Here is a 26,145-nt window from a genome sequence, read left to right as displayed (position 1 = left end):
TGTAGTCATAGCCAGTTGCTATGAAACAGCGGGGCGATGCCCAAAGCTGCAAAAGCTACAAAAGCACCTATCATGAGTAGGTCTATTTTCAGCGCTTGCTTTGGAGCGCTTTGAGCGAACTAGATTTGGGTGTTGCCGATGGTACAACTGATTCTGCGTGTGAATACAGCAACCGTGTTTAAGCTGCGGCCCGAGCCGACTTCTCTGTTGCAGCCCAATGAAATGGTGGCGATCGCCTCTGGCAACACCTACCCGCTGCATTCCTACGCCTACGCCAATATCAATGGCTCCTTCAACGGACATATAAAGTTTGCATTGCAAAACCGAACCATCAACGGATTCAACACTTGGTTTGTGTCGAGTCTGGATGCTCAAGTCGAAGCCAACGGGGTGGTGGTCTACCCGCACGAAGATCAAGAGAGCATACCGATCCTCTGGATTAATCAAAATACGATCCTGAAGCGCCGCCCAGTCGATTCATCTGTGTTGTCCCCGTCAGAACGAGTCTCGATCCAGCGGGGTTGCATGATCAACCTGCATTCCTACGCCTTCGCCGACGCGCAGGGCGAATTTAACAACCATATTAAGTTTGCCATCCGCGATCGCATTGATTTTATCAACGGGCTAAGCACCTGGTTCGTGTTCAATCAGCACGCTTTCGTCACCTTTGATGGAGACGTGGTGTATCCCCCCGAAGACCCCAATGCGTTTATCTTGAGAATTACGCAAAACACGCTGTTCAAACGTCGCCCGGTGCAGTCGTCGCAGCTTGCGCCCAACGAACAGGCTCCTGCTGTTCCGGGGACGCTGCTGGTGATTGACAACTATGCCTTTGCCGATGCCCAAGGATCGTTCAACTCACACATCAAGTTTGCCCTCAAGTACGTCAAAGACAATATCTACGGGTTTAACACCTGGTATGTATTTGACCAACATGCGCGAGTCGAGCAGGCAGGCAGAGTCGTTTATCCCAGACCCCAACCGACTCCGCCGCCGCCCCCGCCGCCCCCGCCGCCACCCCCACCGCCCCCGCCACCCCAGTACACGGGTCGGCCGTTTCGCCTGCCGGGCTATTCCTCCACGTTTTATACCGACCAGCCGATTATTCCCAACGGCAACTTTACCTGGGGCGAGGCAACCAAGAACGCGACGCGCATTCCTGCCACCAAGGCGATCGCCGACAATATCCTGGCCCTGGCGCGGGAGCTGCAACGGGTGCGAAACCAGATTGGCCGCCCCTTCCAGGTCAATTCCTGGTATCGTCCGCCAGATGTCAACTCGGCAGTGGGCGGAGCAACCAACAGCCAGCACCTCTACGGCAAGGCGGTCGATGTGCAGGTGCAGGGCCTGAGCGGTCGCCAGGTGGCGAATGCAGTGATGCTGTCCTGGAATGGCGGCATTGGCATCTACAGCAACATGCCGAACGTGATCCACCTGGATATCGGGCCGAAGCGCACCTGGGGGTTTTAGGGACGCAGCCATCTCCCACCGAGGGCGAGCGTCCCGTCACACGATTGCTCAGGGCTGACGCAGGCGCGTCTCTAGTCCAAAAAGATAAGCTGTAGCAACCTAGACCCCCGTTTTGCTGTCGTTGCTTCAGCACTGTTTCAACGTCTCTCGTGTCAGTCCTGCTCATTTTTTAGGAGCGAGTCTTTATGCGTTACCTTTGTCGTCCAGGCTGTCGGTGTTCTTTTATTCCCCCGGTGATTGCAGAGCATCTTGCCCGCAAAGGGGTTGACGATGCCCGCGTCAGCTATCAGCAGAGCCGCAAGATGCGAGAAAAACGGAAAGCGACCGCCGCCGCTGTCAGCATGGCGACCTTTACCGGGGCGGCTCCTGTGGGCAAGAGCGATCGCCTCGTTTACGACTGCGAACAAACCTGGCAGCAGCGGCTCAAGCTGGTGCGCGGCGAGTCTGATCCAGAAACGGGCGATGCCGACGTGACGACTATTCACAACTACGCAGGTGTCGTCCGCGACTATTTCCAAACCGTCATGGGGCGCAACTCGATTGACAACCTGGGCATGGATTTGATCCTGAATGTCCACTTCGGCGTGCGCTATCTCAACGCCTTTTGGGACGGGGACGAAATGACCTTTGGCGATGGCGATGGCAAAATCTTCAACAGCTTCGCCAACTCTCTGGATGTGGTGGCCCACGAGCTAACCCACGGCGTAATTCAGTTCACCGCCAATCTGGAATACAAGGGGCAATCGGGGGCGCTAAACGAACACTTCGCTGATGTGTTTGGCACTGCCATTACGCAATATGCCGAAGGGCAAACCGCCAGCACCGCCGACTGGCTGATTGGCGATGAGATTATGGGGCCGACGCTGTATGGCGAGGCGCTGCGGTCGATGAAGGAGCCAGGAACAGCTTACGATAACGACCTGCTGGGCAAAGATCCACAGCCTGGGCACATGCGCGACTATTTCAGCGGCCCCGAAGATAACTTTGGTGTGCATATCAACAGCGGCATTCCCAACAAGGCGTTTTACCTGACCGCGATGGAAATTGGCACCGAGAACGCAGCCTACATTTGGTTTAGTGCGCTGCAAAAGCTTTGGCCCACGGCTCAGTTCGACGATGCAGTGGCAGTGATTGTGACGGCTGCCCGCGAATTGACTCGCGATGGCAAGGTTCCTTTGGGATCAACGCAGGTGGTGCGCTCGGCGTTTAAGGCAGTTGGGCTGCCAGTCGGAGCAGGTCTATAGAGGACGCGAGTGGACGAGGGTTTGGGGATCTGGCTGCATAGCTCCAGGGAGAATGAGACAGATCCCCATGATTCGGCTAGGCGACCTTTTCCTTGGCAGCGGCTTCGGCAGTTGCATCTGGAGTTGCTGCGTCGGGAGTTGGATGCTCCGAAGTCGCAGCGGCTTCATCAGCTTCGGCCTGCGGCTCATCATCCGACTCTGGCAACCCCTTGATGCGGCGGTAGATCTTCTCGTACTCGCGGGCTGAGTGATCCCAGGCAAAATCCTGACGCATAGCCCGCTGCTGGAGCGATCGCCACTGGTCTTTGTACTGGAAGCCTTCCCAGGCGCGGATCATGCAGGTATACAGATCCAGCGGCTCGTAGCGGTCAAAGCAGTAGCCCGTGCCTTCATTTTCTGAGGGGACGTGGTGCTGCACCGTGTCCACTAGGCCACCCGTGCGCCGTACGATGGGAATCGAGCCATAGCGCATGGCAATCATCTGGCTGATGCCACAGGGTTCAAATCGCGACGGCATCAAGAAGGCATCGGTGCCTGCATAGATGCGACGGGCCAGGGTGTCATTGTGCAGTAAGTACACGGCAACGCGGCCAGGGTGGCGCGAGGCAATATGCCATAGCTCGGTTTCATAATAGCGATCGCCCGTGCCCAGCACCACCACCTGACCATCCGTATAGGAGATGAATCGATCCAGCATTTGGATCACTAGATCCAGACCCTTCTGTTCCACCAGGCGCGTCACCATGCCCAGCAAAAAGGCCTTGGAATTCACCTCTAGCCCCAGTTCTTCTTGCAGCGCAATTTTGTTTTCGCGGCGGTTTTCCAAAGTATCGGCAGTAAAGTTTTGCGGAATCTGGCGATCGCGCTCTGGGTCAAACAGCCCTTGGTCAATGCCGTTGAGAATCCCCACGAGCTTGCCGCTAATGTAGGACAGCAGCCCTTCTAGCTGTTCGCCATACTCCGGCGTTTTGATTTGCTCGGCATAGGTCGGCGAAACCGTCGTCACCATATCCGCAAACTGCACCGCCGCCGCCATCGTGTTGTGCCCCTGCATATACCACGGGCACCAGGTCATCTGCTCCAGTCGCCAGCGCCACGGCCCCTGATAGGCCAGGTTGTGAATCGTGAAAACGGTCTTGATGTCTTCGGTTTCGTGCATCCACACGGGAATCATGCCCGCGTGCCAGTCATGACAGTGAATCACGTCCGGTCGCCAATAGTTCCAGGCAAACTCGGAAGCTGCATTGGCAAACAGCGTGAACCGCCAGTCTTCGTCTTCCCCGTAGTAGATGCGGCGGGGCATAAAGGAGGGATGCCCAAACAGATAAACCGGGACATCGGTTCTGGGCAGCTTGCTTTCAAAAATTTTGAAATTCTGAAACATTGCCGTGCCAGACCAGACGGGCTTTTTGGGAATTTCCATCTTGTCTGGCAAAAAGCCGTAGTAGGGCATAAAGATGCGAACATCGTGCCCCATCTGCCGCAGCACCTTGGGCAGTGCGCCCACCACATCGCCCATGCCGCCTGCTTTTGCCACCGGGGCCGCTTCGGCCGCCACAAACAAAATTCGCATCGTGACCCCCCTGAGTCTCCCGAACGTCTCGGTTGTGCGTTCATCCTCTAGCGCAACGCACAACACCTAAACCCTAGCAAGTTTCGGTAACGTTTTCGTAATTATTTTAGGACTGATCCCGTCGGCGGGGAGTTCGCAGGGGGGGGTAGCTGAGGGACTAATAAACGCGGCGACCGTAGTAATTTCCGGGCGGGCTATAGCGACAAACTAGGATATCGTTGCCGCCTGCGGTGGAGAGGGCACAGCCGACGTGGGTGGTGTCGCGCCAGATGATTTGGGTATAGTGCCCTACATCGGCCCAGTTGCCAGTCGTGCTGACGTTAGGGAAGGTGCCCGGACGAAAATGCCGCTTTTCGTCGCCCCAGCCCGCCACCATGTCGTCGTAGGAAAAGTAGCCCGACGTGCCCATCCACAGATTTTCGCCCTCGCCCGTGCCCTGGCTGTGAACCAATCGACGGCCGCCCCGTGCGGCCAGTTCGTTTGCCCAGCCTTGGGCATTTTGCGCCAGTTGGTCTGACCATCGCAGCGGCGGCAGGTTTAGCTCGGTGCGATAGCGATTGTGAGAAGCCAGCATAGTGTCCACAAAGGCTTCGTCCGAGCGGTCGGCTCGCCGCTGAGGGGCTTCGCGCCATCCCGATGCCCGTCGCCCTAAAGGATGCCATTCCAGAGAAGACTCAGATGGCTCAGATGACTCAAATGATGACTCAAACGATTGCTCGGATAATCGCTCAAACCAGGTCAAGGCCTGCTCTGTGGCGATCGCCTGTTGGTGGAGCCAGCCCATGCCCAGCAGCAGCAGACCGCCCAACCCAGCGAAACCCGTTCTCAGCCCTTTATCCATAATGGCCTCTGGGATTGTTTCTAGACTCGTTTTAGGAAGATCGGGCGATCGCCCCTCAGTTGACGCACCAGTTGACGCACAGAGAGGCACAGAAACAGGCATGAACAACAACAGGCATGAACAACCGGGCGATCGCACTACTTCTGAAGATGCATCGCCAATTGGAGAAGTTCCTGATTTGGACAGGACTTACGCATTTGCGATAAGTTTTCTGGGCTTTGGAGGATTTCTCGCGGGCGCAGCCCGCGAGAAATCCTCCAACTGCGTAAGTCCTATTGGAGCGAGAGTTCAGACGATGCGGTCACTTAACCAATGTGGTCACTTAACCGATGCGGTCACTCAACCTCTAACCCCGCTGAATCGTGGCAAAGATTTCATCCAGCACGGCCTGTGCGCCCTGCTCCTTGAGCCGATGGGCCAGGTCAATGCCCAACTGCTCGGCAGTGTCGGGTGCGCCCGAAACCGTATCTTTAATGAGCGTTTGTCCATCCAGGCTGGCCACCAGTCCGGTCAGCGTCAGCGTGTCGCCCTCAATAACGGTGTGAACCCCGATGGGAACCTGACAGCCGCCCTCTAGCTCTCGCAGAAAAGCGCGTTCGGCATAGCAGCGCTGGGCAGTGGGGGTATGCTCCAGCACCTTTAGCACACTGAGGATTTCCGGGTCTTCGGTGCGGCATTCGATGCCCAGAGCGCCCTGCCCCACCGCATGAAGCGACACATCGCTGGGAATGTTTTGGTGAATGCGATCGCCCATGCCCAGCCGCTTCAGCCCCGCCACCGCCAGGATCAGCGCATCATATTCGCCCGCATCCAGCTTGGCCAGCCGCGTGTTCAGGTTGCCCCGCACGTCTTTGAAGGCCAGGTGAGGATAGTGGTGTCGCAGTTGCGCCAGCCGCCGCAGCGACGACGTGCCAATCACCGCGCTCTCTGGCAGGGTGTCAAGCTGCTTGTCTTGATGCTTTTCATGCACCACCAGCGCATCGGCAGGGTCTTCGCGCTCAGTCACGCAGCCCAGCATCAGCCCCTCCGGCAGGCGCGTCGGCAAGTCCTTGAGCGAATGCACGGCAAAGTCGATGTCGCCGTTCAGCATCCCCACCTCTAGCTCTTTGGTAAACAGCCCCTTGTCGCCAATCTTGGCCAGCGCCACGTCCAGAATTTTGTCACCTTGGGTACTCATGGTGTGAACCTCAAAGGTGTGCCCCGGAAAGGCTTTTTGTAGCTCGGACTGCACCCAGTGGGTTTGCACTAGGGCAAGTTGACTTTTACGAGAACCGATGCGAACGGTGCGGGGAGGACTGGCGATCATGTGCAAAGAAGTGTGTACAAAAACAGCGGAATGTTAAGCAAGCCTTAGATTTGAGGCATTTTGAGCCAACTACCAGCTTACCGTAGGGTGGCCCACCCCAAGGGTGAATGCAGGGGAATTCACTGAGGAATTGGCCGGAGAATTCCAAGCGCGGAGAATTCCAAGGGCGATCGCCCCACCCTAGTCCTAGCTTTGCATTCACTCCGAGGTTTCCAGCGGGGCGATTCGTGAAGCGATTCCTTCAGAAATCGCCCTTACCGTCGAGATTGCAGGGGTCACAGCGGTTAAGTCCACCCGCTCGGTGATGGGCAAATAGCCGAGCCACTGCTGCGAAAGTTGAGCAAAGCTCTCTGGGCAGCCGCTGACGCAAAACCGAGCCGTGCGATTAGCATAGAGATTTCGCAGCCCCAGCAGATCTAGCTCTCGCGCCGCCGCCCGCACCACATGCACCGCCGGATCGACAAACTGCACCGTCGGCGGCAAGAGGGATCGCAGCACGGGTTTCAAATGCGGATAGTGCGTACAGCCAAAGACCAGCGTATCAATCTGCGCCTGAATCAGCGGCTCCAGATAGCGCTGAGCCACTTGTCGGGTGTAGGGGTCGTGAACCCGGTTTTGCTCAATCAGCGGCACAAACTCCGGACAGCCTACCTGCCAAACGGCGATCGCCTCGTCAATTTCATGAATCGCCTGTCGATAGGCATCGCTAGCCGCCGTAAAGGGCGTGGCAATCACCCCAATTCGCCGCCCCCGCTGCACGGCCGCCCGTGCCCCCGGCAAAATTACGCCCAAAATCGGCATCGGAAACTCGGCCCGCACCACGTCCAGCGCCTTGGCAGAACTGGTGTTGCAGGCTACTACCACCATCTTCACCCGCTGCTGCGTCATCCAGGTCAAGATCTCCCGCACAAATTGCAGCAGTTCCTCCTCCGAGCGGGTTCCATAGGGCAGCCGCGCCGTGTCGCCAAAATACAGCACCGATTCATTCGGAAGCTGGCGCTGGATTTCCCGCAGCACCGTCAGCCCGCCCACGCCGCTATCAAACACCCCGATGGGGGCCTGGGCATCGCCTGTTTTCAAGAGGACGGATTCGCAAAATGTCCCGTTTGTTTCAGGAGAAAGGGGGTCTGAGGCACGATTAACCGATTCTGAGAACGAGGCAGAGTTAGACACAGGCTGCAAACGAAATGTTTAGAAGTTTTGCTGAATATATTGCAAGATACCCTGTGCGATCGCAAATGCCATGCGTTGTTGTCCCTGAGCGCTGCTCAAAAACGCTGCATCCTGCGCTCCAGTTACAAACCCCGTTTCCAGCAATACGGCGGGCATTGAGGTGTTGCGAATCACGTAGAATCGGGCACTCCGCAAGCCGCGATCGTTCAAGCCCGTATTGCGAACCATGCTGTCGTGAATCACGCGGCCCAGCCGTGCCCCCGCTTCCGAGGCGTAGTAGGTTTCAATGCCGTTGACATCGGGGCGATCCATGCTGATGGCGTTGGCGTGAATACTGACGAAAATATTTGCCCGCGCCCGTTCAGCAATTTGCACGCGCGGCTCTAGGTCAATTTCTCGATCGTCTGTGCGAGTCATGACGACCTGCACGCCCTGCTGTTCTAGCAAACGAGCCACCTGAGTTGTAATGGACAAGACAATATCTTTCTCGCGTATCCCGCCAATGCCCACTGCGCCGGGATCTCGACCGCCATGTCCCGCATCTAGCACGACCACGACGCGGCCGGTGGGGACGCGGGGCAGTGTCGTGGTGGGGGGTGTCACGATTGGGGGCGGGGTGGTGGGCGTGGGCGTGGTGGGAGGCTGGGCAGCGCCGCGCAGTTCCAGGGCCAAGAGGCGATCGCTCGGCTGGATCACATCTCGAATCACCACGCCAGCAGCAGGCTGCACCAAAATCGCCACCGTCCGCTCGTCCTCTTGCAACAGGCGCACCTGCTGAATTGAGCTGTTTGCCGTGATTTGCGGGCCAATCACCCGTTCCGCCAGTCGAGCATCAGGAATCGTAATTCGATAAAAAATCCGCCCCCGATCCCAATCGCTGGTGTAGGTAATCGGCTGATCTGCCCGGATGAGCAACTGCTGACCATTACTCGACAACTCCACCGATTGCACTGTCGAAAGACCGCTGACGGGCGGTTGACTAGGGCGCGGCGGCGGGCTGGGCGAGGTGGGAGGGGTGATAGGCGGAGTTGTTGGGGGGAGCGGGGTCGGCGCGGGCTGGGATGGACGGGTCACCACCACGCCGCTGTTGGCACTCAGGCTGGGCAGCAGCACAATCCCCCCAAAATCACTGACACTGGCCTGCCAGCCGCGACGGTTGCGGTCGTTTCGGCGACCCTCCAAGCGCAGCGATAGCCGCACAACGCCATTCCGCTGGGGTTCCAGCCGCAGCCGCTCCACCCCGCGATGGTTGGGCCGCAAATCGCGATTGGTCAACTGGGGCGAAACCTGGGCATTGGCAATGTCGAACTGCACATCTCGCGGATCGCTGTTGCGGCGCAGCGTCAGCCGAGGCACCCCCCCGCTGGTGCGGATGAAAAAGCCGTCTTGGGTAATTTGCACCTCGTCAATCTGGGCGGGGCCCGCCGCTGGGGGCGCAGGTGCAGGCGCGGGAGGGTTGGGTGCAGGCAGCGGCGTTCCGGGGGTGGGGGAAGGGCTGCCTGCAACGGGCCCGCCGACAAACTGCGGCGTGGGAATTTGCACAGACCACTCGGTTGGCGTGGCCCCGCGCACCAGCACCCGCTGCGGGTCGAGGGTATAACCGGGCATTAGCTCGATTACGATGCGCGTGGTCTGAGCGTCTACCTGCCCCAGGCGAATTTCCCGAATGCCGCCGGTTCCACTCTGGCGGGTTGTCGAGCGGCCGAGGGTAATTCCTGGCAGGTCAATGACCAAGCGAACAGGGTCGGAAATGAGTTGGGCCCTAGGTTGCACGCCGTCATCAGTAGTAAAGACCAGTCGGTTTTCCGCCGAGTTAAACCGCCAGGATTGCAGCGTGCCCGCTTCAGCAGAAACGGCAATCAGGAGAGACCCTGCAACGCCCAGCACACCAGACAATAACCAAGAAAATCTCACAATCAACCTCTTAAAACACCGATTGGGGAGTTGGGGCAGATGCAGCTGAGTCGCACAAACCTCCATCGCAATCGACCAAAACCGATATTAATCAGGTTTGGCGCAATTGCGATCAGATTTAACTGGAAAAATCTCAAAGAATTGAGAATCGAATCGCCTCCTGAAGAAACCATCCATCATACCGATCTCTGGAGGGTTCAGGGCAGCATCGACGAAACTTGTCTATCGGACGTACCGAGCTTCACATAGGTTTCTAGGTTTGCGGAAATTCCAAAAGCGCAGGTGAAGTACTAGCCCCGTCAGAGGCCTACGCCTGGGGTTGATGCTGTTCAGGACAGTTTTGAGGAATTTGATCTCCGAACCAGCAAGCCTTGGGGGATATCCCCCAAACCCCCTTTGCGGGGGACGAAGCGTCCCCCACGCCCCCTCCTAAGGACTTTCTGGTTTGTCCTGAGAGGTCGCTTCGCATTGCAGAGGCGGCAGGGGTGATTTGCGAAGCGTTCGCGCAAGCGGTGCAGCGCACTTTCTTTTCGGGAATCGTGCTTTGGTTTTTCGAGGGTTTTGGGCAGTCGCTATGTCGCTATACTGATGCAGACAGAATGCTGTGGTGGCGATAGACAGGAATGACAGGGAGCGATGTGAAGCGGGTTGGGGTAATTGGCGGCGGGCAGCTTGCCTGGATGATGGGTGCGGCGGCCAAGAAACTGGGGCTGCATCTCATCGTGCAAACGCCGAATCAGGACGATCCGGCCGTGGGTGTTGCAGAGGAGGTGGTGTTGGCGCAGGTGGAAGATGCATCGGCAACGGCGCATCTGGCCCAGCAGTGTGATGTGATTACATTTGAGAATGAGTTTGTGGATTTGGCGGGACTGGGGGCGATCGCCTCGCAGGGTGTAGAGTTTTTGCCTTCTTTGGGGGCGATCGCTCCTATCCTCGACAAATTCGATCAGCGTTCCTTTTATCAGTCCATCCACGTTCCTACGCCCCGCTTTCAGGCAATCACCCATGCGTCCGAGTTGGATGCGAGCTTTGGGTTTCCGGTAGTGCTAAAGGCGCGGCGACATGGCTATGACGGTTACGGTACGTTTGTTTGCAAAACCTTGGTAGAGCTGGAAGCGCTACTGCAAAAACCGGGACAGTCGTGGCTTGTAGAAGAGTTTGTGCCGTTTGAGCGAGAACTGGCGGTGATAGCGGCGCGGGGGCGATTCCCCCAGGGGTCGCTTCATGAATCCCACGAAATCGCGCTGTATCCGGTGGTGGAGTCGCAGCAGGAACAACAGGTCTGCCGCCGGGTGTATGCGCTGAACGAGTTTTCTGAGAGTGTGACGGAGCAGGTGGGGGCGATCGCCCGCCAGATTCTCACTGCCCTGGATTATGTCGGCGTGCTGGGCATTGAGCTATTTCTGACGACCGACGGGCGTGTGTTGGTCAACGAAATTGCGCCCCGCGTCCACAATTCCGGGCACTACACCCTCGATGCCTGCGCCACCTCACAATTTGAACAACATCTGCGGGCTGTGGCGGGGCTGCCGCTGGGGTCTACGGCGCTCACCTGCGCGGGCGCGGTGATGGTCAATCTGCTGGGCGTTGAAACTCCTGAGTCTGACTATGCTGCTCTGCGCCAGCGGCTTGCTGCAATTCCCCAGGCTCAGGTGTATTGGTATGGCAAATCCGAATCGCGGCCGGGGCGCAAGCTGGGCCATGTCACCGTGTGCTTGCAGCCAGGGCAGGGGCGAGCAGAGGCAGAGGCGATTCCCGTAGGGATCGCTTCGCGAATCGCCCGCCAGGTAGAAGCCATTTGGTATGGCAGGTCAGACTACAGCGTTTTTGAAGCTAGTGAGGCATGAGAGTAAGACAAAAGCCCTCCCCTTTTGTCGTTAGCCCATGCCTAACTTCGCAAGCAAATGCTGTAGCGCCATCCCCCAACGCCAGCCGATCTGGGTTCTGGCACAGCGATCGCCCGACTCTCAGGAATCTTTTCGACCGAGAATGAAGCTACTCGAAGTGCAGACCACAGTACACGCGCTTAACACTCACTGCTGACGTGTTGCTGATGTGTTGCTGACGTGTTGCTAACTTGTTGCTGACGCGCTGCTGAATAGTTTGCACATATCCTGTTGAGTCACTTTGAGTCACTTTGAGTCACTTTGAGTCAAATTTTGAACGCTATGATAAACATGAAACTGAATGGATTGCGACTAGCCTTGGGAACAGGACTGGTAATGGGTCTGTCTATGCCTGCGATCGCCCAAATGGCCGAAGTTCCCACGCCAAATCGCAGCGGCGATTACACGACTGCCATCATGCAGGGAAACCGGGGCAATTACTATAACCGTCGCTGGCTGGTGGTCGATCCAGACCCGACCTATCTAAACTGTCGCCTCAGTCCCAATGGAGTCGTGCGATCGCGCATTGCGCCTGGGGCAATCTTGACGGCCGAGTTTGTGCGAAATGAAGCAATCGTCTTCCAGAATGGCGCTCCCTGGCTGCGGGTGCGCGGTACGGATGCGCTCACCTTTGCCCAGCCGGGACAAACCCTGGGAACGTGCTATGTCCGTGCTAATCGGCAATATATCGCGCCGATCAACGAAGACGCTCGGTAGTGTTGATTTTGGATTTTGGATTTTGGATTTTGGATTGGTGATCTTTGCATGGCTTGTCAAATCACCTCTGCTTAGTCGATTGGCTCGAAGCGCTGTGGAGACGCAAGCCACCGCCGCAGCGTAACGCGATCGCCCTGCGTGATTACTAGGACGGGCGCTGTCTCCCCTTCCAGGCGGGCGATCGCCACCAGTTGCGTATTCGTCGTCAGTTCGTTGTAGACCAGGCTGCCGCTGGCAGAAAAGATCAGCGTGCGGAGCGGGGCATCCGGTGGGGCACTGGATGGGGCACTGGATGGGACAGGGGGGCTGGGCGATGCGCCAAGCAATTCCAGATTGTCTGACTCTTGCGCGGGTTCGGCAGGGGGCGGATCGAGCAGGTCGGGATGCAGCACCAGAATCACCTCCGGCTGGCGATTCGAGTGATCCCTGCGGGAATCGCCCGTCAGGTCGGCAAGCTGCACGCTCCAAGAGCCGAAGGCTTGGGCCAGCGCCTCTGGGTCGTCGGCAGGCGGCAGCGGCAGGTTCGGTCGGGCGCGGCGTAGCTCGGTGGCAAGGGTTCGCAGTATGGCGCTGCCCTGCTGTGGCTGTTGCAGATGGAGGGCGGCCAGGGAGGTGCTGTCGGTGGGCAGTTCCCAGTTGAGCGCGGCATCCGACAGGACGAGATGGGGGCGATTGGCTAGGGAGTCTCCCAGGGGCTGGCCGCTGGCCAGCAGTTGAATAGCACTGCCTTGGAGCCGCAGCGCTCGCACGGTGAGCGGATGGGACTGCATCTGGGCCTGCGGGTTCCAGGTGGTGTACTGGAGCGTGGGGCGATTCCCGTAGGCAGCGCTTTGCGAATCGCCCAGTCCGAGTTGGTTCCACAGAAAACCCGGAGTCAGGCGGCTGGACAACTGAGAAAATGGGGCGTGCTGCCAGGTCGTGCCGTCGTGATAGCGGGTCAGGGAGATGCGATACCACACCTCACCATCGGGCAGCGTTGGCAGGGCAGAGCCATCGGGCGTGTCCCAGTCGCCAGGACGGGGGCTGGGCAGGGGCGTGGCAGTGCCAATCAGGCGGCTGGGGTAGAGGGACTGACCGTGCAGGGGCAACTGGTCGAGGCGGCGCAGAACGGCTTGGGTGCGCGGGTGCAGCGGCGAGGCTGGCGTTTTGGGAATCGGGGCGCGGTTTTGGGTCTGAAGCCAGGCGATCGCCTCGTCGCGTCCCTGCCGCAGCATCACCACCAGCCCGCCGATAAACTGGGCATCGGTGTGGTCGGCATCCACCCGCAACATCGCCTCGGCCCGCTGCCGCCAGCGGTTTGCATCGCCGCCAATCAGCGTCCGCAAATCGGCCCCGTCGCGCAGGGCGGTTTGCAGCAGGGCGATCGCCGCCTCCCATCGGCTGTCGATAATCAGCGTGGCTAGGCGCTGGCTGGGGCTGGCGCGATCGCGCTCGGCCTGGGCGCGGGTGGCGGCGGCGTGCAGCGCAATCAGGTCAAGCTGGGCCTGGGCAGCCGCAGTCCAGGTTTTGGGATTGCGTTTTTTATAGCCCTCCATCCAGGCGCGGGCGTGGCTCCACAGGCCGTTGCGGGCGAGAAACAGCGCATTTTCCAAGCTCTGACTGGCGAAGGGGGGCTGTTCTAGGGCGATCGCCTCCAGCCGCATGATACCACCCTCGGCCGGTTTCACCTGATAAACCGTAAATTGAGGCTCCAGCCCCACGGTCTGATCAACCACCAGTTCTGGCGGGTCATCGCCTGTGACCGCCTGCCAGCGCGGGCGGCGAACCAGGCTACTCCAGGAAATCAGCAGCCGCAGCCGTCGCTGAGCCGCATCGTAATAGCCGATTTGCCCATAGGCGATCGCCTGACTGCCGCGCCGCTGCTGTCCGCTGAGGGAAAACCAGCCGTCGGGTTTGGGCGCATCCCCTTCAATCGGCTCGATCTGTTGCAGGGGCAGGCGACGGGTCGAACCCTGCCCCGCCGGAGCGCCCCCCGGCAGCAGCGACACCACGCCAAATTCCCTGGGGCCCGCCACCGGCAGGCGATCGCCTAGTTGCAGCCGGGTGTCGCTGCTCAGCCGTCCGGCGCTGTCCAGCGGCGTTTCCAGGTGATAAGCCCGCAGTTCGACCAGGTGCAGGCAAGCCTCGGCAGGGTCGGCGCAGCGGGGCTGGACAGCCAGCACAGGCACCAGCACCACGGTTGCCTTTCCAGCCGATGCTCCCCGACCGATCGGCCGCATCAGCGGCGTGCCCAGCGTCCGGTTTTGCTGGGCGGCTTCTGCCTGAATTGCGCCCCAGCTTCGCGGCGTATCGTCGCGGATAAAGGCTTCCCGGTTCCACTCCGGCAGCGCCCAGCCCAGCCAACTGACCCGCCCCGGATTCACAATCAGCCAAAAAGCCGTGCAGCCCGCCATCGCCACGAAACTACCGCTGCCCAGCCAGAGGAGCGTCGCCAGCAGGCTCCCCAGCCAGGGGCGCTGCTTGGGCGGCGGCGGCGACACCAGCAGCTTCACACCGTTGGATTCGACCGGGGGATTTTCGTTTAGAAACGCTTCTTCCCAGTCCTCCAGCGAGTCTTCTAGCGACAGATCGACCGAGCGCGACTCCGGAGCAGGCTGCTTTGCAAATCGCCCCACCCACACATTGACCTTGGGGCGAGGAGCCACCGTCGTTTTCGGAGAGGGCGGTTCTGGCGACACAAAAACCTTGACCCTAGGCGGCGTGAAGCGGAGGTGACGGGCCGCCATAGACGACGAAGACGCGCTCTGCTTTTGGGCTGGACGGGTTCGACGGGCCGGTTTTTTCATCACCGCTGCATCACTCTTCCCAGATGACGTTTGCGAGCGGGGCGGCGCTCAAGGATGCCAGGGTTTCGCAACGGGCGACGGCTCCATCAGCGCCCGCTCGTACTGCTGACCGACCGTTTCCCAGGTGTAGTCGGTCTCCACTAGGGCACGGGCCCGCTGAGACAACTGATGCCGCAGCGTAGGGCTATCAAACAGACGGGCGATCGCCCCTGCATATTCCGTCGGCGTGTTGGCCCGCAGCGCCAGCGACTCCGCCCCCTCGATGGGCAACCCCTCCAGAGCGCGATCGCTCCCCACAATAGGAACACCCACCGCCATCGCTTCCAGGGTTTTGTTTTTAATGCCAAACCCCAGCCGCAGCGGCAGCACACACACCGTTGCTTCCCGCAACACTGCACCCATCTCTGCAACCGCGCCCATCACCTGCACGCCAGGATGCTGCCCCAGCGCCCGCACTGCGGCTGCCGGACGCGCCCCCGCAATGCAAAAAGTGACTTCAGAATAGCGCGATCGCACTAATGGTAATACCGCTTCAGCAAAAAAACACACTGCGTCGATATTATGCGGCGCATCCATCGCCCCTGCGAACACCAGCCGATATCCCCCCGGATCGGCCGCGCGAGGCAAAAAGGCTGCCAAATCAATCCCATTTGGCACCACCTGTACCCAGTCGGGGTCGGCATTGGCAGCGGCAGAATCGGGCCCCAACAAAAAATCCAAAAACTGCTGCCGATCTTCCGCCGTCGTCACCACCACGCGGGAAAACTGTTGCCGAAACCGTCGCTCGTAGCGCTCGATTGTCGGCAAGTAAAGGCGATCGCGCCAGGGATTGGCCGACACGCCCAGCACCAGTTCGGCCCGCGTCCAGCCGACGGCAAAGCTGTGGGCATTTAGCACCGTCCGCACCCGCCGCTGAAACTCCGGCCGCACGTACACCGCATTTGCGCCATGCTCGCAGGTCAGCACGTCAAATCGGCGCTGCTGCACTGCGTCATCCACCCAGGCTTGCAGCGCGGGGCTATGGCGAAAGGCCACGTTCGGCGGAATGCCCCAGAGGTGCGATCGCCCCAGTCGCATCAGCTTGCCCAGGGAATTGCGAAATGAGTCGCCCGGAAAATCGTCCTGAGGCGATTCCCTTAGGGATTGCTCCGCGAGTCGTCCCAGGGGAAAACACACCACCCTTGCGCCCGTTGCCGCCAGTGCCGCCAGATCAGCATCCACGCTCATCGGGGGTTCCGCACCTTCAGCCAACACTTCCAAACCGGTCGCATTCACCCGCTGCGTCAGCAGGGTCACCTCGTGCCGTTGCGCCAGCCATCGCAGCAGGTGGAAGGTTCGCACCTCTGTCCCGCCGCGAGTCGGCGGATAGGGAAAGGTTGAAGACAGCATCACGATCCGCATGGGATGCCAGGGGACTTGGGGCAGGGGTTTAGGGAATTCAAAAGACACGGCCCAACTTTTGAAAATGCGCCAATAAAGCGCCAATAATGCACCAATAAAATGCGTAAATCCTATAGCCTTTTATTAAAAACCCCTGCACCCCCCAATCAGCAATCCCTAACAATGCCCACGCTCTATGCCAAAACGGAAATCAACGCGCCGCGATCGCACGTCTGGCAAGTGCTGATGGACAAACACCAGTGGTTTCGCTGGAACACCTTTTTCTACGACCTGTCGCCCGATCGCCCCTTTCGCCAGGGCAAAACCGTGCGCTTGTCCATTAAGCGCGTCATGGGCGAAGAAGAAACCCAGATCGAGCCGCTGGTCACGCTGGTGCAGCCGTCGGTTTGTCTGAGCCTGCGCTACACCGCGCCCGGATTTCGCAGCGAACACTGGTTTGAACTGCAAGACCTAGGGGGCGATCGCACGCAATATCTCCACCGCGAAACCCTCTCTGGCACGCTGACCACCCTGCTGCTGCCGTTTATCCGTCGGGACGAACAGCACGGGCTGCGACGCATGGCGCAGGAGCTAAAGCGCTACGCCGAGCAAGGGTAGAAAGCAAGGGTTTGAAGAATCACGGCTCCAGACGGTTTAGCGACGAAGCAATCGCCACGGCGGAGTCTGGGTCGAGGAAGTTGCAGGCCCGCACCAGTTCCGAATCGATCAGGCCGCTGCTGAGTCGATAGCCGCCGGGTACGCCCGGAACCTCAATCCAGTCAGAAAACACAGCATTGGCTGGAAAGGGGGAATCATCGCTGGATGGCTCGTTGTCTGCCCAATAGATGAAGTAGGGGCCGTTGGAGCGGGCGATCGCAGGCGTTTCGATGGGCCGGCTATTGGGCGGCACTGGGCCACCAAAGCCGCCGTCAGCGTATTCAATCTGAAAACAGGTGGCGATCGCACGATCGGCTGAAAACGAGCGGTAGTAGAGCGTATATTCCTTGCCCCAGTCTGGATCAGACGTGACCACCACATCGGATAAATACGTCTCCGGCGGCAGAACCGTAGGCACCACCAGCGGCACGCCCAACTGCCGAATCGCGGCCCGATCGTCTGCCGAGATTTCTGCGGTGGTGGATTCGAGAGCTGCTGCGCCGGAAACGGTTGTGGCGGATGCGAGAGAGGCTTCTGGAGCCTGTCCCTTCGCAATGGGGGACGGTTCTATGGGAACGCGGGAAACACTGGATGAGCAAGCCCCCAGGGCGATCGCCCCCAGCGCCATTCCCAGCATCGCCCCAAGCATTGCCCGATTGCCAGACGTATCCGTCATCTGCCGCATTCCTGCCTCCAAAACTTTCCTAAACATCTGCATCTCGCTGGATCGCGGGCAAAGTCTGTCAGACCTTTCTCAACTGCGTCGCCCTGACCGCCCGAAACCCCAGACCTTCAGCCCCCTGCCCTGTCTGCCATTCCCAAACCCAGCGCCAATCATCCCAATCATTCTTTCCTACCAGGATTCCCTGGAGCGCTCCGGAAAGTGAAGTCTGCTCATGGATTGAGGTCAGCGATTGAGGGTAATTGAGATGGGGATGGGTAGGATGAAACTAGGAAAACTAGAGCGGCAATGCTGTTTTCAATGGTTCAGACGATTAAGATAGATTAAGAACTGTTTGTCTGTTACCCAATGACTCCAATTCCGACTGTGCTAGAGGCGAGCAAACCGCCTCGTCTCAATGCGCCAACGGTTCACCGACTCCCCGATGGGTTAACCATTGTTGCCGAACAAATTCCCGTAGAGGCCGTGAACCTGAGCCTGTGGCTGGGGGTGGGGTCTGCGGTTGAAACAGATGCCATCAACGGCGTGGCGCATTTTCTGGAGCATATGGTGTTTAAGGGCACGGCCCGGCTCCAGAGTGGCGAATTTGAGCGGCTGATCGAACAGCGCGGTGCAGTCACCAATGCCGCCACCAGCCAGGACTACACCCATTACTACATCACCACGGCTCCGCAGGATTTTGCAGCGCTGGCCCCGCACCAAATCGAGGTGGTGCTAAACGCTGCGATTCCCGATGAAGCCTTTGAGCGAGAGCGCCATGTGATTTTGGAAGAAATTCGCCGGGCAAACGACAATCCCCAGCGGCGCACGTTCTACCGGGCGATGGAAATGACCTTTGGGCGATCGCCCTATCGCCGCCCGGTTCTTGGCCCTGCGTCTGTGATTGAGGCGCTCACGGCGCAGCAGATGCGCGATTTTCACCAGACCTGGTATCAGCCGCAATCCATGACTGCCGTAGCAGTCGGCAATTTGCCCGTCGAGCAATTGGTGGAGATCGTCGCGGAGGGCTTCGCGCAGACCCAGGCGCATCGGGCCCAGCCGGCCCCCTCAACGCTGCAAGAACCACTGCACACCGAGCCGGAGCCGCCGTTCCAGTCCATCCATCGCTACGAGCAGACCGACCCCACTCTCCAGCAAGCCCGACTGGTGATGACCTGGCGCGTGCCAGGGATGGACAGCCTGCCCCAGACCTACGCGCTAGACGTGCTGGCATCGGTGCTGTCGCAGGGACGAACCTCGCGGCTAGTGCGCGATCTGCGGGAAGATCGGCGGCTGGTGTCGGGCATTTCTGCCAGCAACATGACCTACACCCATCAGGGCGTATTTTACATTTCTGCCCAGTTGCCCGCTGAGAATCTAGACGACGTGGAAGCAGCGATCGCCCAGCATATTCGTCGCCTGCAAAGCGAACCCGTCACCGACTTCGAGATTCAGCGCATCCGCACACTGGTCGCCAACCGCTTTATCTTTGGCAACGAAACACCGGGCGATCGCGCCGGACTCTATGGCTACTATCATTCTGTCGTGGGCGATTTGCAGCCCGCCCTGCTCTATCCCACGCACATTCAGTCCGTCGAGGCTGCCGACCTGATGGCTGCGGCTCAGCAATACCTCTCTGCCGATGCCTACAGCGTAGTCATCCTCAAGCCCGAAGCCTGATCCCTAACTTTTGACTCCTCCTGCATGTGGAATGCGATCGCCGACCATATCCGCCAAGTCACCGGAGCGCCACTGGGCAGCCTGCGCCAGCGTCCCGTCGGCGGCGGCAGCATCAACCAGGGCTATGCGCTGACAGATGAGCGCCACGCCTATTTCGTCAAGCTGAACCAGGCGGCTCGCGTGGCGATGTTTGAGGCAGAAGCTCTGGGCCTGCGCCAGATGGCAGCCACCCACACGATTCGCGTGCCGCAGCCGCTCTGTTGGGGCACGGCGGACGGCTCGGCATATCTGGTGCTGGAGTGGCTAGATTTTGGCTATGGCACGCACCGCAGTTGGGCGGAGATGGGGCGAAATCTGGCGGCGATGCACCGGGTCACGAGCGATCGCGGCTTTGGCTGGGATCTGGACAATACCATCGGCTCTACGCCCCAGCCCAACCCCTGGACCGCAAGCTGGGTCGATTTTTGGGCAGAGCATCGCATCGGCTACCAGCTTCATCTGGCAAAAAAGCGCGGGGGTCACTTTCCAGAGGGCGATCGCCTGCTAGACGCAATTCCCAAACTGCTGCAAGGGCACGATCCCCAGCCCTCCTTGGTACACGGCGATTTGTGGTCGGGCAATGCGGCCGTTACCCAGCTAGAGGAACCCGTGATTTTTGACCCAGCGACCTACTTTGGCGATCGCGAAGTCGATCTGGCCATGACGGAACTCTTCGGCAGCTTCCCCAATGATTTCTACCGCGCCTACAACGAAGCCTTTCCCCTGGAACCGGGCTATGCCCAGCGCAAAACGCTCTACAACCTTTACCACATCCTGAATCATTTCAACCTCTTCGGCAGCGGCTATGAGGGCCAGGCGCGGCGGATGATGGAGGGGCTGCTGAGGTTGGCTTAATCTCGATTTTGGATTTGCGATTTTGGATTTTGGGGTACTCGTCCAGCGTTTGCAGGTTGGGTCGAGAAGGCAGGAGGAGTGAAGCCCTAACGTCCCACTCCCAGGTCATTCCAATGCCTGACCAGTTCGGCAACAGACCAGGCCTGGGCGATCGCCCCTTGCGGATCGTGCGGCGGGTCGCCGTCAAAGATCTCAGAAATGGAGCCGAGGCAGGCCTGGTTTGCAAAGTGGTCGAGCAGAGGCTGGGCATCCCAGGGCAGCGCTTCACCGGGATAAAACCGCTGCCACGCCCGGATGAAGGGGCCGATCAGCCAGCTCCAAACCGTCCCCTGGTGATAGGCGTGGTCGCGATGCACGGGGTCGCCGATGTAGCGGCCGACGTAGTGGGGGTCGCCAGGGTCGAGCGATCGCAGTCCGTAGGGGGTCAAGAGGCGATCGCGGGCGGTGACCAGCGCCTTTTTGCCTTGCAGATCAGAAAAGCCACAGTGGGTGAGCGAGAGGGCAATCACCGCGTTGGGGCGAATTTGCGTATTGGGACTGTCGCCGGGGTCGATCAGGTCATAGAGGTAGGCCAGTCGCCCGTTCCAAAACTTTTGCAGCGATGCCTTTACCTGTTCGGCCTGCTGCCCATAGCGGCGGGCGTGGTTGGCATAGTTGGCGGGTTCCTCGCCGTTGATGCCTTTTTCGGCCAGCCAGGTGGCCCAGCGCTCCGCCCAGCACAGCGCCGAATACCACAGCGCGTTGATTTCCACACATTTGCCCTGGCGCGGCGTGGCGGGTTCACCATTCACCACCGCATCCATCCAGGTCAGCGCAAAACCGGGATGCTCCCAGGTCACTAGCCCGTCCATCGCGTCGATGCGGATATTGTAGGACGTGCCCGTGGCGAAGGACTTGTGAATTTGCCGGACGACAGGATATTGCTGCACCAAAAAGTCCCAGTCTTGGCTGGCTTCCAGGTAGAGGCCCAAAACCTCGACCCACCACAGCGCCGCGTCGATGCTGTTGTAAATTGGGTGTGCGCCGTTGTCTGGGAAGGTATTGGGAATCAGACCGCCCTGGCAGTATTTACCAAAGGATTCCAGCAGCCCCCGCGCCAGGTCAAATCGCTGCGTTGTTAGACATAGCCCCGGCAAGGCGATCAGCGTGTCGCGGCCCCAGTCGCTAAACCAGTGGTAGCCCGCGATTACCGTCGGGCCGCAGATGGAGGCGCGATGGGCGATGAACTGATCGCTGGCGCGGAGCAGGGCTGCCAGCATGGATTCTGTGGGGCTGAGATGGGGCGCGGCGAAGGTAACGGTGGGCGATCGCCCCCGGTCGATCGGCTTCAGCATCGGCGCAAAGACTTGTCTGAGTCGCGCCTGCTCTGCCTGGAACGCGGTTTCAAACGTCTCATTGCTGGGCGGCACGAAGGGCCGCAGTGGGTTGATGATGCGGACGCGGGCCTCCAGCACCAGACTTTGCCCCGGATGGAGCAGTATTGCCAGATGCCCCGGACTGTACAAATCCTCGCGATCGCCCAGACCGCGCCGCGTCTCTTCGGGATAGCGATAATCCCAATACCACGTCCCGTCGGGATAATAGTCGCCCTGGCTCCAACTCAGTTGCCAGGACGTGCCCACCCAGTTGCCCCGCGTCGCCTGGATCGACACGCGGTTGGGTTCCACCAGTTGCGAGAATTGCAGGCCGGGTCCGGACTCTGGGCTGTGGTGCTGCTGATGGTGAAAGTTGCGATCGCCCACCAGCGGTCGCAGGTTAACCCAGGCAGGCTCCCGGCCGGCATAGCGATAGCGAATGTAAACTTGATGTCGCAATCGGGGTTCGGGCTTGCCGTCGGGATTGGGCAACAGCCCGTGCGTCATCAAAATTTCGCGGGTCAGCGTCCAGTTTGACGTGCCCCACACCCACGTCGGCACGGGGTCAATCGAAAAAGATTGCAGCAGCTTGTAGCCTACTGGCGACACCGACCCACTGCCCCAGTAGTTTGTGCCCAGCGGGTAGCCCTTGCCTGCCACATCCAGGTAGGCTTCCACCCGCGACAGCAGTAGCGTCCGCTGGCCCGGTGGCGACACTGCCGCAAACAGCCATCCGTGATAGGTACGGGTGTGCGCGTCGGCAACCGTGCCGCTGGCAAAGCTGCCCAGGCCGTTGGTCAGGAGCCATTCGCGAGTGTCGAGAAAATCCATAGGGGTCTAAGGCTCAGTGAACCGCCAGTCTACTACAGGCTCAAGGGGCGAAGAATTAAGACTGTCTAAGGAAATAGGGGCGGGGAATTAAAGTTTTGGAACTGAGCTGAAAACTTAGCGACAAACTTTACTCAAAATCGTTATGACTATGATATAGTCGTAACAGTTCGCAATCTGGGAATTGTGGCAAGGCAATGCCGACCATTTCCCGCCAGATTATCTAAGGAAACTATAGACGCATTAGGAAGTTCTAAGGAGAGTACATTTCATGACTCACAGCACCGAATGTCTTCGCGTTGGTCAAGCAGCACCTGACTTTACTGCCGAAGCGGTGGTCGATCAAGAATTTAAGACCATCAAGCTGTCTGACTATCGCGGCAAATATGTCGTTCTGTTCTTCTATCCTCTGGACTTCACCTTTGTCTGCCCGACGGAAATCACCGCTTTTAGCGATCGCCATGCCGATTTCAAAGCCATCAACACCGAAATCCTGGGCGTATCAGTAGACAGCGTGTTCTCTCACCTCGCCTGGATTCAGACCGACCGCAAGAGCGGCGGCGTGGGCGACCTAAACTATCCGCTGGTGGCAGACATCAAGAAAGAAGTGAGCGCTGCCTACAACGTGCTAGACCCCGAAGCAGGCGTTGCGCTGCGCGGTCTGTTCATCATCGACAAAGACGGCATTATTCAGCACGCCACCATCAACAACCTCGCCTTTGGTCGCAACGTGGATGAAACCCTCCGCGTGCTGCAAGCGATCCAGTATGTGCAGTCTCACCCCGATGAAGTGTGCCCTGCCAACTGGAAGCCCGGCGATGCCACGATGAATCCCGACCCTGTGAAGTCGAAGGATTTCTTCGCCGCTGTGTAGGTTTGGCATCAGATTTGGCTGTCTCGGTGAGCGTTCAGCAATGAAAGCTCTGTAATTGCAAAACTGGGGGTGCAATGCACCCTCTTTTTTTTGAAAAAAGCACAGAGGCCGTTTCTCGCTGAACTAAAATCCATAGCATCAAACCATCAACGTTAGGACTTACGCAGTTGGACGATTTCTCGCAGGCTGCGCCCGCGAGAAATTGTCCAAAACCTAGAAAACCTATCGAAGTGCCTAAGTACTGAACGTTTTTAAGCAACAGGAGTGAACCGTGAGGATTTTGTATGGGCTTTCGGCGGCGGCACTGGTGACGCTGGGCGGCGTGGGCACAGCAGGGGCAAATCTGCCGCTTCAGGTGGGGGCGTATCAGGCGGAAAATCGCAGCGTCCGCGTAGCAGCGCTGAACAATCGCCTCTGTGTGCAGTTTTTTGCGCTGGGAACCATTGTCACGGCATCGATTAACCGTAGTCCCGATCGCCTGGGTATTTATAGCATTCACCGAATGAACCAAGTACTGGTGCAGCCCGACGTGCGATCGCTCTTGATCGGTCCACCCCACGAACTAGTCGCCTATATGCGGGTCGAAAACGTGCCTCCAGGGGTCAATCTATTCATGCAAGAGTGTCTCACCTCCCGGCGGGATTATCTCAACCAGACCAACGCGGTTGGCAGCTTGGAGTTCGTGCCGGGCCCGGCAGATCTGTATTCAGACAGGATTCTAGAGGACTGAGCGTATGGCATCGGAACCTGCTAAATCCACAGACGCTCAATCTACAGACGCTCAATCTACAAACGCTACAGACCCAGACACGGAGTGGATGGAGGTTGGGCGCATCGTCGGGGCGCAGGGCCTCAAAGGCGAAGTGCGCGTTTATCCCGATTCCGATTTTCCAGAGCGGTTTTTGGAACCGGGGACGCGCTGGCTGCAAGGGCCAGGAGAAGCCACGCCCCGGTCGGTCAAGCTGGTCGCAGGGCGCTTGCTGGCAGGCAAGAATCTGTACGTCGTGAAGTTTGCCGAGGTGGGCGATCGCACTCAGGCAGAGGCGCTGCGCGGCGCGGTGATGCTGGTTCCGGCGGGCGATCGCCTGCCCCTAGAAGAAGACGAGTTCCACGTCCGCGACCTGATCGGGCTGGAAGTCTGGCACCAGGTCACGCAAACCCAAGTGGGCACGGTCACTGACCTGATCGCCGCAGGCAATGATCTGCTAGAAGTGAAACTGTTAGCGCCGCAGGGCAAAACGACCACTGTGCTGATTCCCTTTGTGAGGGCGATCGTGCCCGTGGTCGATTTGCCCAGTCGTCGCCTCGAAATCACCCCACCCGATGGACTCCTGCCTTGAAGAGGAGAGAAGTTTCGGAAGTCTCCTCCTACTTTCTCTTACTTAAGGGGGATTTAAGGATTGAGGGGATTTAAGGGCGATCGCCTCACCAAGACTCAAACCAGCCCCTAAGCCGTTGCCTTCAGCAGGTCAGTCAGCATCGACACCATCTGGTCAATATGGCGCTTCTCGATCATCAGCGGCGGCGATAGGGCAATAATGTCGCCCGTGGTGCGGATTAACAGACCCTGCTCATAGGCCCGCACAAACACATCAAAGGCGCGGGCAGTCGGCCTCCCCGGAATCGACTCTAGCTCGATGCCACCCACCAGACCCAGATTGCGAACGTCGATAACATGGGGCAGCCCCTTCAGCGAATGCAGCGCGTCTTGCCAATAGCCCGACAGGTCGTTTGCCCGCTGGAATAGGCCGTCTTCTTCGTAGACATCCAGCGTCGCTAGGGCCGCCGCGCAGGCCACCGGATGTCCAGAATACGTGTAGCCGTGGAATAGCTCGATGGCGTTTTCGGGCCCGTGCATAAAGGCATCGTAGATATGCTTGCGGACGAAAACTGCTCCCATTGGCACGGTGCCGTTGGTAATGCCCTTGGCGACGGTGATCATGTCTGGCAGCACGCCAAAATAGTCTGCCGCAAAGGGCGCACCCAGCCGCCCAAAGCCCGTAATCACCTCGTCAAAAATCAGCAGAATGCCATACTTGTCGCAAATTTCCCGCAGACGCTGCAAGTAGCCGACGGGGGGAATCAGCACGCCCGTCGAACCCGCCACAGGTTCCACAATCACAGCGGCAATGTTTGACGCATCGTGTAGCGCCACAATCCGCTCTAGGTCATCGGCCAGGTGTGCGCCCCAGGCGGGCTGTCCTTTGCTGAAGGCATTGTGTTCCAGGCTGTGGGTGTGGGGCAGGTGGTCTACGCCCGTCAGCAGCCCGCCGAAGAATTTGCGAACCGTGGGAATGCCGCCGACGGAGATGCCGCCAAAGTTGACCCCGTGATAGCCGCGCTCGCGCCCGATCAGCCGCTGGCGAGTGCCGTCGCCCTTAGCCCGATGATAGGCGATCGCAATTTTCAGCGCCGATTCCACCGCCTCAGACCCAGAGTTGGCGAAAAACACATGGTCGAGATCCCCCGGCAGCATCTTCGCCAGCCGATCCGCCAGTTGAAACGCGCCCGGATGCCCCATCTGAAACGCTGGAGCATAGTCCATCGTGTTGACCTGGCGGCTGACGGCTTCGGCAATTTTGACGCGGCAATGTCCGGCATTGACGCACCACAGTCCCGCCGTGCCATCCAGTACCTGCCGCCCATCGGCGGTCGTGTAGTGCATATCCTTTGCGGCGACAAACAGTCGAGGATTTGCCTTAAACTGTCGATTAGCAGTAAACGGCATCCAGAACGCTTCCATGTCTGTAGCGCTGCCGCAAGGGGAATTGGGGTAGGTTAATTCTTGCACCATAATGCTGGGTCGCTCCTCGCCAAATGGCTTCAGTTAAATAGCCGTCAAACGCCTGAAATACTTACGATTCAGCCATTCTAGCGCCAGCCCGACCACCTATCCCTAATTATGA

20 protein-coding genes are annotated in these 26,145 nt (G+C 59.0%); 10 read left to right on the top strand and 10 right to left on the bottom strand.

The annotated features are described in order from the left end of the window. Positions 1 to 138: 138 nt before the first annotated feature. Both JTM80_RS14300 and JTM80_RS14295 read left to right on the top strand, forming a co-directional pair. A complete protein-coding gene (locus JTM80_RS14300) occupies positions 139 to 1,470 on the top strand; it encodes a D-Ala-D-Ala carboxypeptidase family metallohydrolase (RefSeq protein ID WP_225906638.1) in 1,332 nt (443 codons plus the stop codon). A 185-nt stretch (positions 1,471 to 1,655) separates the two neighbouring features. After that, positions 1,656 to 2,714: a M4 family metallopeptidase gene (locus JTM80_RS14295; protein ID WP_172355549.1), complete on the top strand. Its 1,059-nt coding sequence runs from the start codon at positions 1,656 to 1,658 to the stop codon at positions 2,712 to 2,714. Between the two features lie 76 nt (positions 2,715 to 2,790). On the opposite strand, the gene glgA is transcribed toward JTM80_RS14295, so the two are convergent. From glgA to JTM80_RS14270, 5 genes are all read right to left on the bottom strand, one after another. Further along, the gene (gene glgA / locus JTM80_RS14290) at positions 2,791 to 4,287 is read right to left on the bottom strand and encodes a glycogen synthase GlgA (RefSeq protein WP_172355551.1); all 1,497 of its coding nucleotides are present in this window, start codon (positions 4,285 to 4,287) and stop codon (positions 2,791 to 2,793) included. 157 nt (positions 4,288 to 4,444) lie between these two features. Next, the gene (locus JTM80_RS22790; protein WP_225906637.1) at positions 4,445 to 5,128 is read right to left on the bottom strand and encodes a CAP domain-containing protein; all 684 of its coding nucleotides are present in this window, start codon (positions 5,126 to 5,128) and stop codon (positions 4,445 to 4,447) included. Between the two features lie 346 nt (positions 5,129 to 5,474). Continuing rightward, positions 5,475 to 6,434: a hydroxymethylbilane synthase gene (hemC, locus tag JTM80_RS14280; protein WP_205369656.1), complete on the bottom strand. Its 960-nt coding sequence runs from the start codon at positions 6,432 to 6,434 to the stop codon at positions 5,475 to 5,477. Positions 6,435 to 6,632: 198 nt separating this feature from the next. After that, complete coding sequence (gene murI, locus JTM80_RS14275) at positions 6,633 to 7,514, bottom strand: glutamate racemase (protein ID WP_205369654.1); 882 nt, start codon at positions 7,512 to 7,514, stop codon at positions 6,633 to 6,635. A gap of 111 nt (positions 7,515 to 7,625) precedes the next feature. Next, positions 7,626 to 9,521, bottom strand: a complete 1,896-nt coding sequence (locus JTM80_RS14270; protein WP_225906636.1) for an N-acetylmuramoyl-L-alanine amidase — start codon at positions 9,519 to 9,521, stop codon at positions 7,626 to 7,628. Between the two features lie 623 nt (positions 9,522 to 10,144). Between JTM80_RS14270 and JTM80_RS14265 the strand changes: the two genes are divergently transcribed. Both JTM80_RS14265 and JTM80_RS14260 read left to right on the top strand, forming a co-directional pair. Next, complete coding sequence (locus tag JTM80_RS14265; RefSeq protein WP_205369652.1) at positions 10,145 to 11,368, top strand: 5-(carboxyamino)imidazole ribonucleotide synthase; 1,224 nt, start codon at positions 10,145 to 10,147, stop codon at positions 11,366 to 11,368. 345 nt (positions 11,369 to 11,713) lie between these two features. Then, on the top strand, positions 11,714 to 12,124 hold the full coding sequence (locus JTM80_RS14260; protein ID WP_205369650.1) for a hypothetical protein: 411 nt from the start codon (positions 11,714 to 11,716) through the stop codon (positions 12,122 to 12,124). Positions 12,125 to 12,195: 71 nt separating this feature from the next. Here the strand turns inward: JTM80_RS14260 and JTM80_RS14255 are convergent, their stop codons facing one another. Together JTM80_RS14255 and JTM80_RS14250 are read right to left on the bottom strand one after the other, a co-directional pair. Then, positions 12,196 to 14,910 carry a hypothetical protein gene (locus JTM80_RS14255; protein ID WP_205369648.1) on the bottom strand — a complete coding sequence of 905 codons (2,715 nt, stop codon included), beginning with the start codon at positions 14,908 to 14,910 and terminating at the stop codon, positions 12,196 to 12,198. Positions 14,911 to 14,958: 48 nt separating this feature from the next. Beyond that, positions 14,959 to 16,359 (bottom strand): glycosyltransferase family 4 protein, encoded by a 1,401-nt coding sequence (locus JTM80_RS14250; RefSeq protein ID WP_205369646.1) that lies wholly within the window; start codon positions 16,357 to 16,359, stop codon positions 14,959 to 14,961. Positions 16,360 to 16,473: 114 nt separating this feature from the next. On the opposite strand from JTM80_RS14250, the gene JTM80_RS14245 reads away from it, so the two are divergent. Continuing rightward, positions 16,474 to 16,908 (top strand): SRPBCC domain-containing protein, encoded by a 435-nt coding sequence (locus tag JTM80_RS14245; protein WP_172355563.1) that lies wholly within the window; start codon positions 16,474 to 16,476, stop codon positions 16,906 to 16,908. A 19-nt stretch (positions 16,909 to 16,927) separates the two neighbouring features. On the opposite strand, the gene JTM80_RS14240 is transcribed toward JTM80_RS14245, so the two are convergent. Then, complete coding sequence (locus JTM80_RS14240) at positions 16,928 to 17,659, bottom strand: hypothetical protein (RefSeq protein ID WP_172355565.1); 732 nt, start codon at positions 17,657 to 17,659, stop codon at positions 16,928 to 16,930. Positions 17,660 to 17,977: 318 nt separating this feature from the next. On the opposite strand from JTM80_RS14240, the gene JTM80_RS14235 reads away from it, so the two are divergent. Together JTM80_RS14235 and JTM80_RS14230 are read left to right on the top strand one after the other, a co-directional pair. Further along, the gene (locus JTM80_RS14235; RefSeq protein WP_172355567.1) at positions 17,978 to 19,288 is read left to right on the top strand and encodes a pitrilysin family protein; all 1,311 of its coding nucleotides are present in this window, start codon (positions 17,978 to 17,980) and stop codon (positions 19,286 to 19,288) included. A gap of 24 nt (positions 19,289 to 19,312) precedes the next feature. Next, entirely contained in the window at positions 19,313 to 20,182 is an 870-nt protein-coding gene (locus tag JTM80_RS14230; protein WP_172355569.1) for a fructosamine kinase family protein, read from the top strand. Positions 20,183 to 20,268: 86 nt separating this feature from the next. Here the strand turns inward: JTM80_RS14230 and JTM80_RS14225 are convergent, their stop codons facing one another. Continuing rightward, positions 20,269 to 22,368 (bottom strand): amylo-alpha-1,6-glucosidase, encoded by a 2,100-nt coding sequence (locus JTM80_RS14225; protein ID WP_172355571.1) that lies wholly within the window; start codon positions 22,366 to 22,368, stop codon positions 20,269 to 20,271. 268 nt (positions 22,369 to 22,636) lie between these two features. Between JTM80_RS14225 and JTM80_RS14220 the strand changes: the two genes are divergently transcribed. The 3 genes from JTM80_RS14220 to rimM all read left to right on the top strand — a co-directional run bounded on the left by JTM80_RS14220 (position 22,637) and on the right by rimM (position 24,579). Then, positions 22,637 to 23,239, top strand: coding sequence for a peroxiredoxin (locus tag JTM80_RS14220; RefSeq protein ID WP_172355573.1), 603 nt, complete (start codon positions 22,637 to 22,639; stop codon positions 23,237 to 23,239). A gap of 271 nt (positions 23,240 to 23,510) precedes the next feature. Then, on the top strand, positions 23,511 to 23,969 hold the full coding sequence (locus JTM80_RS14215) for a hypothetical protein (protein WP_172355575.1): 459 nt from the start codon (positions 23,511 to 23,513) through the stop codon (positions 23,967 to 23,969). Positions 23,970 to 23,973: 4 nt separating this feature from the next. Continuing rightward, positions 23,974 to 24,579 (top strand): ribosome maturation factor RimM, encoded by a 606-nt coding sequence (rimM, locus tag JTM80_RS14210; protein ID WP_172355577.1) that lies wholly within the window; start codon positions 23,974 to 23,976, stop codon positions 24,577 to 24,579. Positions 24,580 to 24,686: 107 nt separating this feature from the next. On the opposite strand, the gene JTM80_RS14205 is transcribed toward rimM, so the two are convergent. Further along, the gene (locus JTM80_RS14205; protein ID WP_172355579.1) at positions 24,687 to 26,033 is read right to left on the bottom strand and encodes an aspartate aminotransferase family protein; all 1,347 of its coding nucleotides are present in this window, start codon (positions 26,031 to 26,033) and stop codon (positions 24,687 to 24,689) included. Between the last annotated feature and the right edge of the window lie 112 nt (positions 26,034 to 26,145).

This window comes from Thermoleptolyngbya sp. PKUAC-SCTB121 (genome assembly GCF_016919485.1).
Taxonomy (GTDB): domain Bacteria; phylum Cyanobacteriota; class Cyanobacteriia; order Elainellales; family Elainellaceae; genus Thermoleptolyngbya; species Thermoleptolyngbya sichuanensis.
This window is presented reverse-complemented; position numbering and strand designations above follow the sequence as displayed.

Excerpts from the sequence above, each read along its gene's own strand:
- glgA (WP_172355551.1), bottom strand. The coding sequence starts at position 4,287 with ATGCGAATTTTGTTTGTGGCGGCCGAAGCGGCCCCGGTGGCAAAAGCA.
- JTM80_RS14230 (WP_172355569.1), top strand. The coding sequence starts at position 19,313 with ATGTGGAATGCGATCGCCGACCATATCCGCCAAGTCACCGGAGCGCCA.
- JTM80_RS14220 (WP_172355573.1), top strand. The coding sequence starts at position 22,637 with ATGACTCACAGCACCGAATGTCTTCGCGTTGGTCAAGCAGCACCTGAC.
- JTM80_RS14300 (WP_225906638.1), top strand. The coding sequence starts at position 139 with ATGGTACAACTGATTCTGCGTGTGAATACAGCAACCGTGTTTAAGCTG.
- JTM80_RS14295 (WP_172355549.1), top strand. The coding sequence starts at position 1,656 with ATGCGTTACCTTTGTCGTCCAGGCTGTCGGTGTTCTTTTATTCCCCCG.
- rimM (WP_172355577.1), top strand. The coding sequence starts at position 23,974 with ATGGCATCGGAACCTGCTAAATCCACAGACGCTCAATCTACAGACGCT.
- JTM80_RS14265 (WP_205369652.1), top strand. The coding sequence starts at position 10,145 with ATGACAGGGAGCGATGTGAAGCGGGTTGGGGTAATTGGCGGCGGGCAG.
- JTM80_RS14205 (WP_172355579.1), bottom strand. The coding sequence starts at position 26,033 with ATGGTGCAAGAATTAACCTACCCCAATTCCCCTTGCGGCAGCGCTACA.
- JTM80_RS14235 (WP_172355567.1), top strand. The coding sequence starts at position 17,978 with ATGACTCCAATTCCGACTGTGCTAGAGGCGAGCAAACCGCCTCGTCTC.
- JTM80_RS14240 (WP_172355565.1), bottom strand. The coding sequence starts at position 17,659 with ATGTTTAGGAAAGTTTTGGAGGCAGGAATGCGGCAGATGACGGATACG.
- JTM80_RS14225 (WP_172355571.1), bottom strand. The coding sequence starts at position 22,368 with ATGGATTTTCTCGACACTCGCGAATGGCTCCTGACCAACGGCCTGGGC.
- JTM80_RS14245 (WP_172355563.1), top strand. The coding sequence starts at position 16,474 with ATGCCCACGCTCTATGCCAAAACGGAAATCAACGCGCCGCGATCGCAC.
- JTM80_RS22790 (WP_225906637.1), bottom strand. The coding sequence starts at position 5,128 with ATGGATAAAGGGCTGAGAACGGGTTTCGCTGGGTTGGGCGGTCTGCTG.
- hemC (WP_205369656.1), bottom strand. The coding sequence starts at position 6,434 with ATGATCGCCAGTCCTCCCCGCACCGTTCGCATCGGTTCTCGTAAAAGT.
- JTM80_RS14255 (WP_205369648.1), bottom strand. The coding sequence starts at position 14,910 with ATGAAAAAACCGGCCCGTCGAACCCGTCCAGCCCAAAAGCAGAGCGCG.